The sequence below is a fragment of the Pyxidicoccus sp. M15 genome (assembly GCF_056858435.1).
On the sequence record NZ_CM166495.1, the window covers coordinates 11962981 to 11980287 of the forward strand.

General features: G+C 70.8%; 13 protein-coding genes. 10 read left to right on the top strand and 3 right to left on the bottom strand.

What is annotated here, in order from left to right:
- Positions 1-46: 46 nt before the first annotated feature.
- From ACX9TP_RS44440 to ACX9TP_RS44475, 8 genes are all read left to right on the top strand, one after another.
- Positions 47-700, top strand: a complete 654-nt coding sequence (locus ACX9TP_RS44440; protein WP_482976770.1) for a hypothetical protein — start codon at positions 47-49, stop codon at positions 698-700.
- 139 nt (positions 701-839) lie between these two features.
- The gene (locus ACX9TP_RS44445) at positions 840-1529 is read left to right on the top strand and encodes a hypothetical protein (RefSeq protein ID WP_482976771.1); all 690 of its coding nucleotides are present in this window, start codon (positions 840-842) and stop codon (positions 1527-1529) included.
- Positions 1530-1614: 85 nt separating this feature from the next.
- Positions 1615-2862 (top strand): Ig-like domain-containing domain, encoded by a 1248-nt coding sequence (locus ACX9TP_RS44450; RefSeq protein ID WP_482976772.1) that lies wholly within the window; start codon positions 1615-1617, stop codon positions 2860-2862.
- A gap of 266 nt (positions 2863-3128) precedes the next feature.
- The gene (locus tag ACX9TP_RS44455) at positions 3129-4817 is read left to right on the top strand and encodes a hypothetical protein (RefSeq protein WP_482976773.1); all 1689 of its coding nucleotides are present in this window, start codon (positions 3129-3131) and stop codon (positions 4815-4817) included.
- A gap of 530 nt (positions 4818-5347) precedes the next feature.
- Positions 5348-7360, top strand: coding sequence for a phosphatase PAP2 family protein (locus ACX9TP_RS44460; protein WP_482976774.1), 2013 nt, complete (start codon positions 5348-5350; stop codon positions 7358-7360).
- Between the two features lie 226 nt (positions 7361-7586).
- The gene (locus ACX9TP_RS44465; RefSeq protein ID WP_482976775.1) at positions 7587-9065 is read left to right on the top strand and encodes a PQQ-dependent sugar dehydrogenase; all 1479 of its coding nucleotides are present in this window, start codon (positions 7587-7589) and stop codon (positions 9063-9065) included.
- Entirely contained in the window at positions 9062-9391 is a 330-nt protein-coding gene (locus tag ACX9TP_RS44470; protein WP_482976776.1) for a c-type cytochrome, read from the top strand. Before ACX9TP_RS44465 ends, ACX9TP_RS44470 begins: the two co-directional genes overlap by 4 nt.
- 67 nt (positions 9392-9458) lie before the next feature.
- Positions 9459-10229: a hypothetical protein gene (locus tag ACX9TP_RS44475; RefSeq protein WP_482976777.1), complete on the top strand. Its 771-nt coding sequence runs from the start codon at positions 9459-9461 to the stop codon at positions 10227-10229.
- 22 nt (positions 10230-10251) lie between these two features.
- Here the strand turns inward: ACX9TP_RS44475 and ACX9TP_RS44480 are convergent, their stop codons facing one another.
- On the bottom strand, positions 10252-11592 hold the full coding sequence (locus ACX9TP_RS44480) for a TPM domain-containing protein (RefSeq protein WP_482976778.1): 1341 nt from the start codon (positions 11590-11592) through the stop codon (positions 10252-10254).
- Between the two features lie 112 nt (positions 11593-11704).
- On the opposite strand from ACX9TP_RS44480, the gene ACX9TP_RS44485 reads away from it, so the two are divergent.
- Both ACX9TP_RS44485 and ACX9TP_RS44490 read left to right on the top strand, forming a co-directional pair.
- Positions 11705-12379 (top strand): TetR/AcrR family transcriptional regulator, encoded by a 675-nt coding sequence (locus ACX9TP_RS44485; protein WP_482976779.1) that lies wholly within the window; start codon positions 11705-11707, stop codon positions 12377-12379.
- Positions 12380-12382: 3 nt separating this feature from the next.
- On the top strand, positions 12383-13591 hold the full coding sequence (locus ACX9TP_RS44490; RefSeq protein ID WP_482976780.1) for a cytochrome P450: 1209 nt from the start codon (positions 12383-12385) through the stop codon (positions 13589-13591).
- Here ACX9TP_RS44490 and ACX9TP_RS44495 read toward each other — a convergent pair.
- Together ACX9TP_RS44495 and ACX9TP_RS44500 are read right to left on the bottom strand one after the other, a co-directional pair.
- Positions 13555-14463: a hypothetical protein gene (locus ACX9TP_RS44495; RefSeq protein WP_482976781.1), complete on the bottom strand. Its 909-nt coding sequence runs from the start codon at positions 14461-14463 to the stop codon at positions 13555-13557. The two genes, ACX9TP_RS44490 and ACX9TP_RS44495, sit on opposite strands and share 37 nt — an antisense overlap.
- Positions 14460-17177 carry a TonB family protein gene (locus ACX9TP_RS44500; protein ID WP_482976782.1) on the bottom strand — a complete coding sequence of 906 codons (2718 nt, stop codon included), beginning with the start codon at positions 17175-17177 and terminating at the stop codon, positions 14460-14462. The genes ACX9TP_RS44495 and ACX9TP_RS44500 overlap by 4 nt, the downstream gene beginning before the upstream one ends.
- Positions 17178-17307: the final 130 nt, after the last annotated feature.

A 17307-nucleotide genomic window follows, 5' to 3' on the forward strand; every position in this document is an offset into this window, starting at 1 on the left:
GTCATCACCCGCGGGCCCGTCCACTCCCTCCCGCCAAGGAAGCCTCATGTCCCCCTCCCTCCGCGTCCTCGCCCTGGCCGCGTGTGCCCTGGCGCTCTCCGCCTGTGGCGGTGACGCCCCCATCGTCGACCCGCCCCCCGACGAGGACCCCTCGCAGACGGACCCCTGCGCGCCCAATGGCCACATCCACCGCGAGCCCACCGGGGACTGGTGCCACTGCAACCGCGGCTACCGGGCCACGGCCGAGGGCCTCGCGTGCGAGACGGACCCCGACTACGTCCCGAGCGCGGGCTTCAGCTTCGGCGACAACGGAGAGCACGCCTGCTGGCACGTCTCCAACGGGCCCTACGTCACCGTCTCCGCGTCCACCGCCCGCCTGCCCCGCGTGGACGACTTCCACACGTACTACACGGTGAAGCTGCGTCCGGAGGGCGGCCAGTACGTGGGCACCTTCAGCTACAAGGCCTTCGCCACCGGCAACTTCGTCGTCTACCTCGGCACGCCGGACGTCCCCGTCACGCTGGTGGAGACCGGCATCGACAAGGCCGTGACGCCGGCCGGCACCCGCCCCACCGACGACCACTGCGCCGGGCTGAAGCACATGATTGGCTACGAGCTGACGGACCGCGTCCAGTACACGCTCACGCTCGGCCCCACCTCCCTGCCCGAGCTGGGCATGGTGATTGAACACCTGCCCTAGCCCCGCGCTCCTTCCTGCCCGCGACGCTCACATGCACGGGAAATGACCAGACTGTTATTGCAACTCAGTTACATCTGATCAATGAATGCTGGCGCCGCGCAATGCCGGCGGCATCGAAAAGGAACCCCACATGAATCGGATGAAGCGGAATCTCTGGAGCGCGCTGCTGGGAGTGTCGCTGGCCGCCTGCGGCGGCGTGGACGAGGCCGACCTGGAAGCTCCGGGGCAGCAGGAGCAGGAGCTGCCCGCCGGCTGCACGTCGGTGGACGACACCAGCATGACGGACCACGCCTGCATCCATTACGGCAACGGCGCCGACAACGTGAATGCAACGGCGAGCGCCACGCGCACCTCCAGCGCGCCGGCCATCAGCACGAAGCACAAGCACTACACCGTGACGCTGCCGGCCGGCGCGGAGGGCTCGGTGACGTATGTCCCCTCGGCCACCACGGCGGGCGACACCACGGAGTCCATCTCGTTCTACCTGTCGCCCTCGGCCACCTTCACCCTGCTGACCTCCGGCGGCGCCACCGTGACGCCCGGAATCACCGAGACCATCACCTCCGGCTGCGGGCTGTCGAAGGTGGTGACGTATGACCTGACGGTGGGCAGCACGTACATCCTGGCCATGGGCCCCGTCGCCGGAAACCAGGTGCGCGTGGTGGCGGAGTACCTGGATGACAACCGCGTCCGCTGGTACCGCGACGCGGACGGCGACACCTACGGCACCAGCACCAACTCCGTCCTCACCGCGTGCGAGCCGCCGTCCGGCTACGTGAACCGTCGCTTCGACTGCAACGACAACGACCCGGCCATCTTCAACTGCTAGCAGCACCCCCTCCGCCGGAGCGCCCTTCCACGTGAAAGGCGCTCCGGCACCGCTGCGCCCGCCCCTCCTGGAGGAAGTACCGACGATGCGACTCGCCCACGCCACCGCCCTGCTCGCCACCTGCGCCGCCCTCGCGTTGACGGGCTGCGACGACGACACCACCCCAGACACCCCGGATGCGGGCAGCCCGGCGGACGCGGGCGACACGGCGGCGCCCACCGTGACGAGCACCACCCCCGCCCCCGACGAGGCCCACGTGGCCGCCGACGCCGCCCTCACCGTGCGCTTCAGCGAGCCCATGAAGCCAGAGCGGGGCACCGTGCGCGCAATCGTGGATGGAGCGGAGTGGGCGCTCGGCCTGAGGCAGTGGAAGGAGGAGGGCCGTGTCTTCATGGCGCCCCCCGCCGAGCCCTTCCCTCCGGGGGCGCGAGTCCAGCTCACCGTGGAGGCGGACTTCGAGGACCTGGCCGGCAACCGGCTGGCGGCCCCGCGCACCTTCCACTTCACCGTGCACGGGACGGCGGCCGCGCGGCCGCACGTCACCACGTCCCAGCCAGCCGAGGGCGCCACCGGCGTGCTGCCCGTGGAGCTCTACAAGGCCGACGCCACCAACCTCGCGCTGCGCAAGGTGCTCACGCTCACCTTCAACGAGCCGATGGATACCTCGGCCACCCAGGTGACGCTGCGGGACGTGACGACGCCGGCCACGGCACCGCGCACGCTGACGGGCACCTGGTCCTCGGATGGCCTCACGCTGACGGTGGCCATTCCCCGCCCGGAGTCGGACCTGCCGCCGCTGGAGCAGGAGAACGGGTACACGCTGGACGTCACGGCGCTGCGGAGCGCCACGGGCCAGCCCGTGGACACGGCCCACGCCGGGCTCGGAGACGGGAAGCTGGACTTCACCACCGGCCGGAGGGACGCCAACGGCGAGCACGCGTGCACCCATGCACTGCTCAACCCATCCCAGGCCGTCACCGCGGGCAGCGCGCCCACGAGCTCCTACCCCGCGACGGACACGGGCCACACCTTCTATGGCCTGACGCTGCCGTCGGCCGGGACAGCCTTCCAGGGCTACACGGAGGTGGTGACGGACCCCGACCGGGACCAGACGGTGGCGCTCTACCTGAACCAGCCCGTCCCCGTGACAGTGCACGACACGACCGAGGGCGAGACGCTCGTGGCCTCCACGCTGGAGCCCGCCGCCCCGGTCTGCCCTCCCGCCATCACCCACCTGCTGAAGTTCTCAGCACCGTCGGGAGACCGCTTCCTGCGCCTCACCTTCGGACCGACGGAGCACGAGAATTTCACCTTCGTCTTCGAGCGGTACTGACGCCACGCGAGGGAGGCCTCCCACAACGCACCGGCCCGGGGTCCGGCTCGCGGTACGCACCTTCAGACAAGACAGGCGTTGAATAGCCATCGTCGCCCAGGTCTCCGGCCGCAAATCCTGTCATCGGAACAACTGCGGGCCAGACATTTGGCCGGGGGGCGTAACTGACCTCGGGGGGCTCCCTATAGCTCCATTTGCGGGGCACCGTCCTTTCAACGCGATGCGCTCCTGACGCTCCGCGTTTGTCTGGAAAGGAAGCCCGCACCATGTCGTATACCCCGCGCAAACCCTGGCATTGGACGGCCGCGCTGCTCACGGCCTCGTTACTGACCTTCACCGGCTGCGATGACGATGACGACCCGCCTCCGGTCGACGACCCGCCCGAGGAAGGCTCGGACGGCCCGGCGAACCAGGGCCCCGCGTTCGACCATCAGACTGGCGACGCCAACCGGGGCCGCGAGGTGTTCCGCTTCGAGACCTTCGGCAACGAGGGCTTCTGGACGGACGCCATGCGGCTGCCGCAGGGTGTGGTCGCGGCGGGCCTGACGCCGAAGCAGGCGCTCCAGGCGGGCATGAGCGTGGACGTGGACGCGCTGGACGCCGCCACGAAGCAGGCCGTCGCGGCGGAGCTGGCCGCCCAGGGCACCAACGGGCCGCTGCTCAATGACCCCGCCACCACCATGAAGCTCATCAACGCCAACGCCGTGCTCGGCGTGGTGGTGAAGGACACCAACGGCAACGGCGTGCTGGACGCCGCCAACGGCGACAAGGTGGGCCTCACCTGTGCCGCCTGTCACTCCATCACCGACAACTCCGTCCTGGAGGTGCCGGGCGGAGGCGGCATCGGCAAGCGGGTGGACGGGCCCACGCCCCACAACCTCAACGTGGGCGGCATCCTCGCGCTCGCGGCCAACTCGCGCGCCTACTACCCGCTGCTGCAATTGAAGCTGGCCGCCAATGGCAACAAGTCCATCGGCCGGGCGCCCTCGGACCAGGGCCTCACAGAAACCTCCACCGAGGCGGAGGTGGACGCCTACCTCAACAACCCCAACTTCTATCCCCGGGGCAGCTTCGACGACGGCGCGGATGGCAATGGCGCGCCGCAGCACATCACCCCCATGTTCCGCACGGACCTCTCCGCGCCCTGGGGCACCGACGGCAGCTTCGCCCGCATCGACAACTTCAACAACACCGTCTACACGGCGCTGCTGGACCCCACGAGCCTCGTCACGCCCGACGGACGCAACTTCCTCAAGAAGCTCGGAGGCGCGGCGGCCGGTGAGGAAATCTCGGACGAGTACCTGGAAATCCTCCGCGAGACGCAGGTCCGGGGCCCCGGCGGCGTCATTGGCGAGGGCTTCCCCTACAGCACCGCCAGCACCACCGCCGAGCCGGCCGGCAGCGAGGCCGCGCTGGTGGGCCGCCGCGTGGACAACCAGAAGCTGCTGGACATGAACGCCTACACCAACAGCCTGCCGGCGCCCGAGGCCTCCAGCTTCGACGCCGCCGCGGCCAGCCGGGGACGGACGCTCTTCCGCACCCGCTGCACCGAGTGCCACAACGTGGACCAGAGCCGGCCCGTGCCGTCCTTCGTCGTGCCCATGAAGGACATCTTCCCGGGCTACACCCCCACCGTGCTCGCCCAGCGCCCGGTGGAGCTGCCCTTCCGCCCCACGGCCCTCGCGCCCATCCAGGATGACCCGAACAGCATCCATGACGACAAGACGGTCATCGTGGAGGCCAGCCAGCGCGGCGACGTGCGCGGCAGCGTGATGCCGCTGCTGCTGGACCTGGCCCGCAAGCCCGACTTCCTCCACGACAGCTCCGTCCCCACCGCCGACGCCCTCCTCAACCCGAGCCGGGGCGCCAACGCGCCGCACCCCGTCTACCTCGATAGCGCCAGCGACCGCGCCGACATGGCGGAGTTCCTCAAGAGCCTCGACACCACACCCTAGACTCCATCCCTGACAGTGAAGAACAGACCGGGCCCGCGGGCGTCTCGGCTTCACGAGCGTCGGCGGGCCCGGTGTTTTTTGCCCGGATGCGTCTGTCTTCACCGACAGCGCAACTTTCCAGCCTAGCTGTGAAAAACCGGGAATTCTAATACTCACAACAAAACATGCAACTGGACAGAAGTCGCGTCTTGTCATCCAGCCGACAGGAACCGGCTCCGCAGTGCAGTGGACAACGAAAAACAAAAGACTTTCAGTTCAGAATACGACGTTTGCCATATCTGAAGTAAAACAGAGCTCCGGAAACCCTCACGTCCGATATCAATGAATTGACTGCCCTCACGTTAGGAATTGCGTCACCTGACTCACATCTCGCTCGCGCAACGGGACAGGTGCCGTTCACACCCCAAACGTGGAGAGCAACGATGAGATTACCCCGCGGTCTCATTGTCCTGTCGCTCCTGGCGTCCGTTGGCGCCCAGGCGCAAGCCGTCAATGACCCTACCCGGCCGCTTCGTGCGAGGCAGGTCCGGGTGAATGCAGCGAACTTCCAGGCCCTCCAGGGCCAGCCCGTCCACACCAACAACCAGGACCTGCAGGACTTCGGACGCTTCGCCACGTACTCCAAGGGCCTGCCGCACGACGCGCTGGGCGAGCCCGACCCGGTGCAATACGACGCCCTGCTCGCCGCGGTGCTGGCCGGAGACCCGGCCCAGCTCGAGGCGGTGGTGCTCGGCGGCACCCGCAAGCTCGTCAATCCCCAGGCCGGCTTCTCCTTCGTGCTGGAGGGCGCCGACGCGCAGGCGCTCACCATGGGCCCCGCGCCGGACTTCAACAGCCCCGAGATCTCCGGCGAGATGACCGAGCTGTACTGGATGTCGCTGGTCCGCGACGTGCGCTTCGACCAGTACGCCGCCGACCCGCTCATCACCCAGGCGGCCAACGAGCTGAGCAACGTGGACGTCCACCGCGGCGCCCGCGCCAGCAACGGCCTGGTGACGCCGGCCACCCTCTTCCGCGCGGACCTGTCCGGCGCGGTGCAGGGGCCGTTCATCTCCCAGTTCCTCGTGAAGACCGTTCCGTTCGGCGGCGGCCCGCTGGCGGAGGAGACGGACACCAACCCCCCGCCCCCGGGCGTGGAGCCCACCGCGCACCAGCCCTTTGAGCAGCGCATCTGGACGCGCTTCGCCGGGGATGACCGCGTCACCGCCTACGACGAGTGGCTCTCCATCCAGAACGGCGCGGCGCCCGCGGACCCCATCGACACGCTGGAGGACATGGACGACACGCGCCGCTACATCCGCAATGGCCGCGACCTGGCCGAGTGGGTGCACTTCGACTACCCGCTCCAGGCCTCCCTTGACGCGGCGCTCATCCTGGCGCGTCAGGGAGACTTCCTGCCGGACGGGAAGTACGACTCGGATGGCAAGTCCTCGCCGCGCGCGTATGACCCGAACAGTCCCTACCGCCTCTACAACAACCAGGAGCCCTTCGTTACCTTCGGCAACGGCGACGCCCAGGCCTTCACGGCGCTGGTGAGCAGCACCACGTCGCTGCGCGGGCAGTGGTTCCAGAAGTGGCAGGTGCACCGGCGCATCCGCCCGGAGGAGTACGGCGGTCGCGTGCACAACACCCTCACCGGCGCACGCGTCTACCCGCTGCCCTCGGAGCTGCTCAGCTCGGCCGTGCTGCCGCTGGTGTTCGCGCGCAACGCGCAGCGCAACCTGGAGCGCGGGCTGGGAACGCAGGGGACGTACCTGCTCAACCAGGCCTTCCCGGAGGGAAGCCCCACCCACCCGGCGTACGCCTCCGGCCACTCCACGTACATCGGCGCGGGCGTCACCGCCATCAAGGCCCTCTACGGGGACTTCCCCATCATCAACCCGCAGGTGGTCAACGCGGACGGCACGGCGCTGGTGCCGTACGGCGGCACGCTGATGATGTTCGACGAGCTGGACAAGCTGGCCTCCAACGTGGGCGTGGCCCGCCTCTTCGGCGGCGTGCACTGGCGCAGCGACCACGACAACGCGTCCCGCCTGGGCGAGCTCTACACGCTGCGCGCGCTGCAGGACTGGGTGCGCCTGTATCCGGAGACGAAGCCGGACGGACAGCCCTTCGAGGGCTACAAGGTGCGCACGCTGGGTGGCAACACCATCACCGTGGACGCCAACGGCCCCATCCTGCCGCGCGTCGTCACCCGGGTGGACCGCTTCATCCTGGTGAACGCGGACACGAACCACGACATCCGTCCCGTCTACAACGGAGACGTCATCGACCTGAGCGACCTGGGCAACGTCCCGCTCTCCATCCGCGCGGACACCTTCCGGGACATCGTGGGCAGCGTGCGCTTCGTCTACGACGGCGCCACGGTGCAGCTCGAGAACGTGCCGCCCTACGCCATCGCCGGGGACGACCCGCCGGGCAACTACCACCCCTTCAACTTCACCCCGGGCACGCACGTCCTGACGGGCACGCCCTTCAGCAACCACGACGCGCAGGAAATCGGCGGCGTGCCGCTCACGGTCCGCTTCACGGTGCAGAACTAGCGGAAGGGCTCCAGGCCACCCCGCCAACGCCAGGGCCTTCCGGGCAGGGCCGGCCCGGGCCGCGCCTCCCAGCACGGGGAGGACGGCCCGGGCCGTGTCGCGCCAGGGCCCCCGGCGGTCTGTCTCACAGGCAACCGTCATCCGCGACCCGCGTTGTACGCGCGAGGAGGCGACTTCTAGCGTCGGGGGCCTCACGCATCCCCACCCCGAGGTCCCCGCACCGCGTATGCGATTGCTCTCCCTCGTGCGCCCGCTCCTGGCGGCATGTGCGCTGCTGCTGCTCCCCGGCTGCTTCCACCTGTTCGCGGGCGGAGGCGGCGGCTCCACGGAGTTCAGACCGCCCCGGCGCGTGAATCCGGCGGACGTGGCCGTGCCGGAGGGCTACCGCGTCGAGGTCGTCGCCACCGGCCTCACCTACCCCACCGGCATCACCTTCGACGGGGACGGCACGCCCTACGTCACCGAGTCCGGCTACAGCTACGGCGAGGACTTCGCCCAGTCCCGCCTGGTGCGCGTGGAGAAGGACGGCCGCCTCACCGAGGTGGCCCGGGGAGACCACCCACCGTGGACGGGCGTCACCTGGCACCAGGGCGCCTTCTACGTGGCCGAGGGCGGCGTGCAGGGCGGAGGCCGCATCGTCCGCATCACCCCGGACGGCCGCATCACCCCGCTCGTGTCCAACCTGCCGAGCCTCGGGGACCACCACACCAACGGCCCCGCCGTGGGGCCGGACGGCGCGCTCTACTTCAGCGTGGGCACCGCGACGAACTCGGGCGTGGTGGGCCCGGACAACGCGAGCCTGGGCTGGCTGGAGCGCAACCCGGCCTTCCATGACCTGCCCTGCCGCGACATCACCCTCGCGGGCGTCAACCACCCCAGCGACAACCCGCTCGCGCCGAAGACGGGGCGTGTGAGCACGGGCGCCTTCGTCCCCTTCGGCACGGAGACCCAGCCGGGCCAGGTCATCAAGGGCGCCATGCCGTGCAGCGGCGCCGTGTTCCGCCTCGTCCCGGGCTCCACCGACCCGGAGCTGGTGGCGTGGGGCTTCCGCAATCCGTTCGGCCTTGCCTTCGCGCCCAACGGCCGGCTGTACGTCACGGAGAACGGGTACGACGTGCGCGGCAGCCGGCCGCTGTTCGGCGTGGCGGACTACCTCTGGGAGGTGGAGCAGGGCGCGTGGTACGGCTTCCCGGACTTCGCGGGCGGCAAGCCGGTGGACCAGGAGTGGTTCAAGGTGCCCGGCGGCGACGTGCCCAGACGCGTCCTCCAGGAGCCCCCCGGCACACCGCCCCGGCCGGTGGCGCTGTTCGGTGTGCACTCGTCCTCCAACCACCTGGACTTCTCGCGCAGCGCGGAGTTCGGCCACGTGGGCGAGGCCTTCGTCGCGCAGTTCGGAGACCAGTCCCCGGACACGGGCGAGACGATGGCGCCCGTGGGCTTCAAGGTGGTGCGCGTGGACGTGTCCAACGGCGTCATCGAGGACTTCGTCGCCAACAAGAGCAAGGGCAGCGGCGGCCCCGCCACCCGGCTCGGGAAGGGCGGCCTGGAGCGGCCCATCGACGCGCGCTTCGACCCGAGCGGCCGGGCCCTCTACATCGTCGACTTCGGGGTGATGCTGGTGAAGGCGAAGGGCGTCATCCATCCGTTCGAGCAGACGGGCGTGCTGTGGCGCATCACCCGCGCGGCGCCGGAGGTGAAGCCATGAGGACCGCCCTGCTCGTCGTGCTGGCGCTGGTGGCGGCCTGCGGCCCCGCGCGCCGGGGCCCCGCCTTCGGCACGCCGCGCCAGTTCAATGCGCAGCAGCAGGAGGGCCGCGTCCTCTTCATGCGCAACTGCAACATGTGCCACCCGGGCGGCGCCGGCGGCCTGGGGCCGAGCATCAACAACAAGCCCCTGCCGTCCGTGGCCATGCGCACGCAGATTCGCCGGGGCGTGGGCGCCATGCCCGCCTTCACCGACGAGATGCTCAGCGATGCGCAGGTGGACGCCATCGTCGCGTTCCTGAACGAGCTGCAGGAGGAGAAGGACTGAGTCGCCCTCCTGTCGGGAGGGCCTTCCCGCGTAGGATTCCGAGCCGTCGGACCAACGAGGGGACTGCATGACGTCGAGCTGGCTCGTGATGACTGCTGTACTGGCGTGGACGGGCGTGGCGGCCGCGGAGCCCCGTCCGGCCCAGCTCATCATCTGGGGTGGAGGCAAGGACACGGCCGAGGCCGAGGCGTCCCTGGGCAGGTGGCAGGAGCGCGCGAAGCAGAACGAATGGGACGGAACGCTGAAGGTGGCCGAGGGCTACCCCCGCCTCGTCCCGAGCGACAGCGTGCCGGGACTCAAGGCGGGCTTCGTGGTGGTGGTGCTCGGAGCCTGTGAGCCGGCGGCGGGGCCGAAGGTGCTGGAGACCGTCAAGGCCTTCGAGGCCGCCGCGTACGCGCGCGACGTGACGTGGGCGGAGCCGCTGGCATGTCCCCAGCTCGGGCCCACGTGGCGCGTCATCAAGTCGAAGTCATGGAAGAAGAAGGAGGGCACGCTGACGGCCGTGCTGCTGGAGAGCTTCGAGAAGAAGGAAGGCCCGGGCCAGTCCGTCGAGCAGAGCCTGCGCGTGACGCTGCGCGCACCGGATGGACGCATGCTCGGCTCGGACGAGCGCCACGGACACCCCGCCACGGATGACTTCACGAGCGAGCCGGGGTTCAGCGCCTCCCTCGACGGAGCGGGGCCGACGGTCACCTCCCTCAGCTTCAGCTCCAACTGCCCGGCCGGACCGGACGTCAAACAGGTCCGGGTGAAGTACCGCATCGAGAATGAGAAGCTGACCCCTCAGGTGAGCGAGAAGACCCTCCTGGACAACTCCAGCAACTGCGCCCCGTGGTAGCAGGGCACGGTCCGCACTCCCGCTACCAGGATGAGCTGGACCCGCCTCCGCCGAAGCCGCCGCCTCCGCCACGCCACGAGTCGTCGGAGTTGGAGCTCGAGGACGACGAGGACGACGGCGAGTCGCTGGAGCCGAAGGACGACGAGGACGACGACATCCAGTCGTTGTCACGGTCGCGCGTGCGGGGGGAGGTGCCGGAGTAGTCCTCCCCACCGGCAGGCGGTGCGGTGAAGACGTTGAAGCCCAGCACCGAGAGCGCGACCGGCACCATCGCCATGAGGCCGAAGAGGAACGTCTTGTCGAAGAAAGACGGCAGGCTGGCGGGGTTGGCCTTCACCAGCGCGGCCCCGATGCCGACGACGAGGCAGCCCAGGAGGATGGCGCCCATGGTCCGAGCCCCCGTGCCGCGCCCCTGCTGCCAGGACCGGATGCCCACGAGGAGCGCCGCGAACAGCCCCGCGTAGCCGAGGAAGATGACGACTCCGGACACCGGACTGAGCAGCGAGAGGAGGATGGGCGGCACGAGGAAGAGCGCGCCCTTCACGACGCTCAGGAGCGTGGAGCCGAGCCGCTCACGCAGGGCACCAGGCACCGCGACCAGGAGCCCCACCACCACCAGCGCCGATAGCACCAGGCCAAGGAACGCATTGCGTCCCTCATGGGTGGGAGGCGGCTCGACTTGGGGCGGAGGCCGCGCGCTGAATTCCTCCAGGGCGGGCGGCTCACTCCTGGCGTCGCGCTCCGCGTTCGGAAGGTCCGCCGGCGTCCCGGCCAGGACGCCATCCTTCGCGCCCGGAAGCGCGGCCGTGGGCGTGGCCACGGAATCACTGTCGGAAGTCGGGAGGCCGGGAGTCTGCCCGCCCACGGCGTCGGGCCGTGGAGCCACCTCCGCCCCGGCCGACACGTTCCCCGGCAGCCGCGCTCCCACACCCTGGATGATGGCGAGCAGCGCGCCCCGGTAGTCGCGCACGCGCATCAGCGGGCCCTGCGCGTCGAGCAGGCGCCGCACGGCCCCATCCGGCAGGTGCTCCTCCACCCCGTAGCCCACCTCCAGCCGCATGCGCCGGTCCTTCACGGCGACCACCAGCAGCACGCCGTCGTCCCGGCCCTTCTCGCCGCCCTTCCACGCCTCCGCGGCCTGCATCGAGTAGTCCTCGATGGGCACGCCCTCCGTCGTGGCCACGACGAGCACCGCCATCTGCACGCCCGTCTCCGAGCGCAGGCGCACCAGGCGGTCCGCGACGGCGCCCGTGTCCTCGCGGGACAGGAACCCGTCCGGGTCCGTGACGGGCCGGCGCAGGTCGGGAATGCCGCCCAGCAGCATGGCCGGCAGCAGCAACGTCAGACAGAGCGCCTTCACCATCGGGAGACCTCGAACCGGGGCACGACCAATCCTGAACAGACGATACCACCCGGCCTGTTGCCGTGTTTCGATACGATTGCGTTCCGTAATCCATTCCCTCTAGCCTGGGTTCATGGAACAACGCCGTACCGTCTCCAAGCGCCCGTCCCGCGCCGCCGGGAGCCCGCCGCCTCCAGCCCCGGAGGGCAATGTCAGCCGCCGGCCCGGCCGTCCGAGGAGCGAAGAGGCGCACGGGGCCATCCTCGACGCCGCCATCCAGCTCATCCGCGAGGTGGGCTACGACGCGCTCAGCATGGACGCCATCGCCGCACGCGCCGGGGTGGGCAAGGCGACCGTGTACCGCCGCTGGTCGACGAAGGAGACGCTCGCCGCCGAGGCCATCGAGCGCATCATGCGCGCCATCCCCGTCCCCGACACCGGGACCGTGGAGGGCGACCTGCGGCGGATGATGCGCGACGCCCTGGGCATGTACCGGGACCCGGCGTCGGGCGCGCTGCTGTCCGGCTTCGTCGCCGCCATGGCCCGCAGCGAGCTCATCGCCCAGGCCGTCCGCTCCGGCTTTGTCGGCGTACGACGCGAGGCGCTCCGGCAGGTGCTGGAGCGCGGCGTGGCGCGGGGCGAGCTGCAGAAGGGACTCGATTACGAGCTCGCGCTCGATTTGCTCGGCGGCCCGCTCTTCTACCGCTTCCTCATCACCGGCGGCCCCGTCGACGAGCGCCTCTCGCGCGGTGTCGTCGACGCCGTCCTGCGCGCCTTTTCCCCATCACCCGTGTCACGGAGGCCCTGAGCCATGCTGGACTTTCTCTCCGACGAGATGCGCCGGGACCCGTACCCGCTGTTCGCCCAGGCGCGGAGCGCCTTCCCCGTGCTCCACGAGCCGAGCTCCGGCATGTGGATTCTGTTCGACTACGACAGCGTGAAGCGGGCCCTCCATGACCACGACGCGTTCAGCTCCGTGGTGGAGACACCCACGGGGAAGGCGCCCGACTGGCTGGTCTTCTCCGACCCGCCGCGCCACTCGAAGCTGCGCGCCATCGTCATGCGGGCCTTCACGCCGAAGTCCATCGCCAGCCTGGAGCCCCGCGTGCGCGAGCTGTCACGCGCGCTGCTGGAGCCCGTGCTGGCGCGTGGGGAGATGGACCTCGTCGCGGACTACTCGGCCCCGCTGCCGATGATTGTGATTGCCGAGCTGCTGGGCATCCCGGCCGCGGACCGCCAGCGCTTCATGCACTGGGCCGAGGTCATCATGACGCTGAGCTACACCGTCTCCGGCGGCGAGGAGGCGGCCCGGGCGCTGAGCGAGAACGTCGTGGTGAAGGAGGAGATGCGGGCCTACTTCGCGGACCTGGCCGCGCAGCGGCAGCGGGCACCGAAGGACGACCTCCTCACCCGGCTCGTGGAGGCGGAGGTGGACGGAGAGCACCTGACGCCGAGCGAGTTCCTGGGCTTCTTCCAGCTGCTGCTGTCCGCCGGCACGGAGACGACCACCAACCTCATCAACAACGCGCTCCTGTGCCTGCTCGAGCACCCGGACCAGCTCGCGCGCCTCCGGGCGGAGCCGGGGCTGCTGCCGTCGGCCATCGAGGAGGTGCTGCGCTACCGCACGCCGGCGCAGATGGTGTTCCGCGCTACGAAGAAGGACGTGGAGCTGCACGGCCAGGTCATCCCCGCGGGGAAGCTGGTGCTGGTGATGATTGGCTCCGCGAATCGCGATGCCACGAAGTTCCAGGACGCGGACCGCTTCGACATCACCCGGGAGCCCAATCCACACATCGCCTTCGGGCACGGCATCCACTTCTGCCTGGGCGCGGCGCTCTCGCGCATGGAGGGTCGGGTGGCCCTCACGGATTTGCTGGAGCGGCTGGACGGCATTCAGCTCGCGAGCACCGAGCCGTGGGTGCCGCGCAAGGCGCTCAACGTGCTCGGCCCCACGCGTCTACCCATCCGCTTCGTCCCAAGGTCTCACGCTGGCGCCCAAGAGCCGGCGAAGGCAGTGTAGCGGCGCAGGTTGACGGACAGGGCGCGGTGCACCTGGGTCTCCGGCGTCAGGTCCACGGGGCCGCCTCCGGGGGGCACCTCCAGCCGGTCGAAGTGCGCGCCCTCGAACCAACGGTGCGGCTGCACCTCCACGACGAAGAGCCCCTCGTCATCCAGCTCCGCTTCGATGGGCACGAAGTCCACGCGCTGCAGCTCCAGCGGCGGAGGGAAGTCCAGCGCGACGCGGAAGGGCACGCGCTGCTCCTGCCGGAAGGCCGTGCCCTCCAGCAGCACCGAGCGGCCGTTGAGCGCCGCGCCCTCGGCGCCCAGCGCCTTCGACGGCGGCTGGAGCAACAGCGAGAAGGAGCGCGCCAGCCCGGCGATGCCCGGCGAGCGCCCCAGCACTCGCGCCTCGCCGCCGTCCGCCAGCAGGTCGAACAGCACCTCGCGGTCCCACTCGCCCAGCACGCGGCCTCCGGAGAAGAAGTCCCCCTCGTGCGCCCGCGCGGAGGGCAGCAGCCACTCGCCCAGTCGGCGCAGCGCAGGGGCCTGGCGGGAGGAAAGTCCCCTGTCGTGCGCCGGGGCCGTGAGCAGCCGCCGCTCCTCCGGCCGGCGCGACGGCGAGGCCCGGGCCTGGAGGGGTGACGCGTTCTCGAAGAGGTAGATGGGGCCCAGCACCATCCGCCCCGAGGACAGTCGCACGTGCCAGCCGGTGTCGGTGGTGAACTCACCGGGCGCCGTCTCACCGGGCGCGAGCGCGGTGCGCAGGCCCATGCGGAAGGTGATGCCACGGCCTCCGGTGCCGGACAGGCCGCAGGCGGCGACGCCGCCCACCAGGGCCGAGCCCAGCATCAGCGTGAAGGCGCGCCGGGTGGTGCGCAGCGGGGACGTCATGGCGTGTCCTCCTGGAGGTCCAGGTACAGCGTGAAGGTGCCCGTGAAGGTGCGCGGCGCGCCCGCGGAGAAGTGCCGCGTGGCCAGCAGCGACGCGGGCGCATCCGGGCCGCGGAAGTTGGAGACGTAGTTGAACTCCGTCTCCCTCCAGCGCGCGTCGAGCAGGTTCTCCACGGTGAGCCCCACCTCGAACGCCTTCCACCGCGCGCGCGTGGCCACGTCGAAGAGGAAGACGGAGTCGCTGAAGCGGTCCAGCGGGAGGGGCCGGGGGCCGACGGCGCTGTGCCCCACCGCCACGTTCCACCCCAGCTGCTCGCCCGCCACGGTGGCGGTGCCTCGCACGGACGCGTCCAGCCGGCCCAGCAGCTGGGGGATGTATGGCATCACCGTGCCGTCCCACACCTTCCACGCGGAGGCGCCCGGCACCGGCAGCGTGGCGCGGGCCCAGGCGAGCGAGGCCTGCACGTCCACCCGCTCCCGCCACGTCCCCCGCGCGGAGACGAAGGCCCCCAGCCGCTGCGACGCGCCGATGGGCTGGTTGCGGCCGGCCTTCTCGTCGAAGACGAAGTCCTGCGACACGCGCGTGGCGAAGACGGCGCCGCGCGCCTCCAGGGCGTAGGGCCGTCCCGCGTCCTCCAGCCGCCAGCCCAGGCCCGTCTCGGCGGAGGTGACTCGCGCATAGGGCGCCAGCTCCGCGTCGGACAGGGCGGCCGCGTCGCTGGAGCGCGCGCCCAGGCCCACGCTGGTGAGCCAGCTCAGTCTCGGAGACAGCCGCACCTCGGCGGTGCCGCGCGGGCTGGCGAAGAAGCCGTAGGCCTCCAGCGACTCCTCGGGGATGCGCGGGCCGTCCCGGTCCTCGGTGGGCCGGTTCTCGTCGTCCACGCCGAAGAGGAAGGTGTCCAGCCGCACACCGCCGCGCAGGGTGAGCCAGGACAGCGGCGAGGCTCGCAGCGAGGCATGGGCCGCCAGGTGGGTGGTGCGCACGCGGTTGTCGAAGCGCGTGGTGTAGGGCGCGCCGCCGCTGTCGCGCAGGCGCCGCGAGCGGGTGTGCACGTCGTCGAAGCGGGCCTCGTAGCCCAGCTCCAGCGGCCGGGGCTGCCCGAGCAGCGTGAGCCCCGGCGTGTAGCGCCCGCGCAGGCCCACGGTGGAGCCCTGGTAGTAGCCCTCGGTGTTGTCCCCCCGCTGGGCCTCCTCTCCGGGCGGCGTGTCCTGCAGGAAGCCGGTGAAGTTGTCGCGGATGCGCGTCTGCCGGAGGACGACGTAGCCCTGCTGCACGAAGCGGCCCCCACGCTTCAGGCGGGACGACAGCTCGGCGGAGAGCAGGTGGCGCTGGCCCGCGCCGCCCTGGTTGGCGTCGTAGAGGCAGAAGAACTGCGAGTCCTCGTCGGAGGCGCAGGGCAGCCGCGCGTCCACCACGTCCGTCTCCCGCACCACGCCGGCCGACGAGAAGCGCATGCCGTAGCTGGTGCCGAACAGGCGCAGCCGTGTCTCATCGCCCAGGCGCAGCTCCACCTGGGCCATGGCACCCGCGCTGGCGTGCGCGCGGTTGGGGCCGAAGCCGTGGCCCTGGCGCAGCAGCAGGCCCACGAAGGTGGCGCTGTTGGACTCGGGCGGGCCCCACACCAGCGCCAGCCGCCGCGAGGCGAAGCTGCCATAGGCGACGGAGGCGGTAAGGCCCCGGCGCTCCAGGCCGAGCTGGTACTCCACCGTGCCCGCCACGCCGAAGTCGCCTTGAGCCGGGTCGAACGGCCCTTCGGTGACGCGCAGGGCTTCGACCAGCTCCGGGATGATGAAGTACGTGTCCGCGTAGCCGTGGCCGTGCGCATGGGAGACCTCGTTGAGGGGCACGCCGTTGAGGCGCAGCTCCACGTCCTTGCCCTCGCCCGCGTCGAAGCCGCGGATGAAGATGGTCTCCGCGTGGCCCTCGCCGCCGTGGTTGGCGAGCATGACCCCGGGAGCCAGCAGCATCAGGTCCGCCGCCGAGTGGCGCGGCACGTCCCCCAGCTGTCCCACGGGGATGTGGAGGTCGCCCACTGAGACGGGAGGCGGCGCGCTCGCGGTGCCGCGCACGGTGGTGGAGAAGGCGGGCGCATCGTCCGGGGCACCCGGTGCATCGCCACCGTCCGCGATAGCCGGCTCCCGTGCAGCCTCGGAGGAGCCCGAAGCTCCGGCCCCGGAGGAGCCCGATGCGCCGGCCTCGGAGGAGCCCGATGCGCCGGCCTCGGAGGAGCCCGATGCGCCGACCTCGGAGGAGCCCGATGCGCCGGCCTCGGAGGAGCCCGATGCGCCGGCCTCGGGCAGCTCCGCCTCCTGCGCTATCTCCGGGCCATGCGCCTGCGTGCCGGTGGCCGCCCCGTCCTTCGCGCCGTCCACGGGCTCCAGGTGATGTCCGTGCACCGGAGGCACGAAGGTAACGGGCACGTCGGCCCGCACTTCAATCCGCTCCCCGCCGCGTCGCGCCGGCTGGAATCGCCAGCGCACGGCGGCGGCCATCGCGGCCCGGTCGAACGCCACACCCGCCGTCTGCCGCACCTCCACATGGGACACCTCTCCAGCCGTATCGATGGTGACGCGCAGGAGCACCGTGGCGGGGACCTCGGGCGGAGGCACCCCCACCGGCAGCACCGGCGGCGGCGCCTCCAGGGGCACGGGCGGCGTCACGGCCACGTCGGCCGTGGCGCTCAGCACGCAGAGCACCAACGTCGGAATCCACACGGGTGATGACCTCGCTCCAGATGGCACCGGCCCCCGGAAAGCCGCCCACCCGACGGGCGGGCCAGACGTCCGGGGCACCTCCACGCCCAGATACCCCAGCCCCGGATTGACTTGCAACAAAGTTGCATTT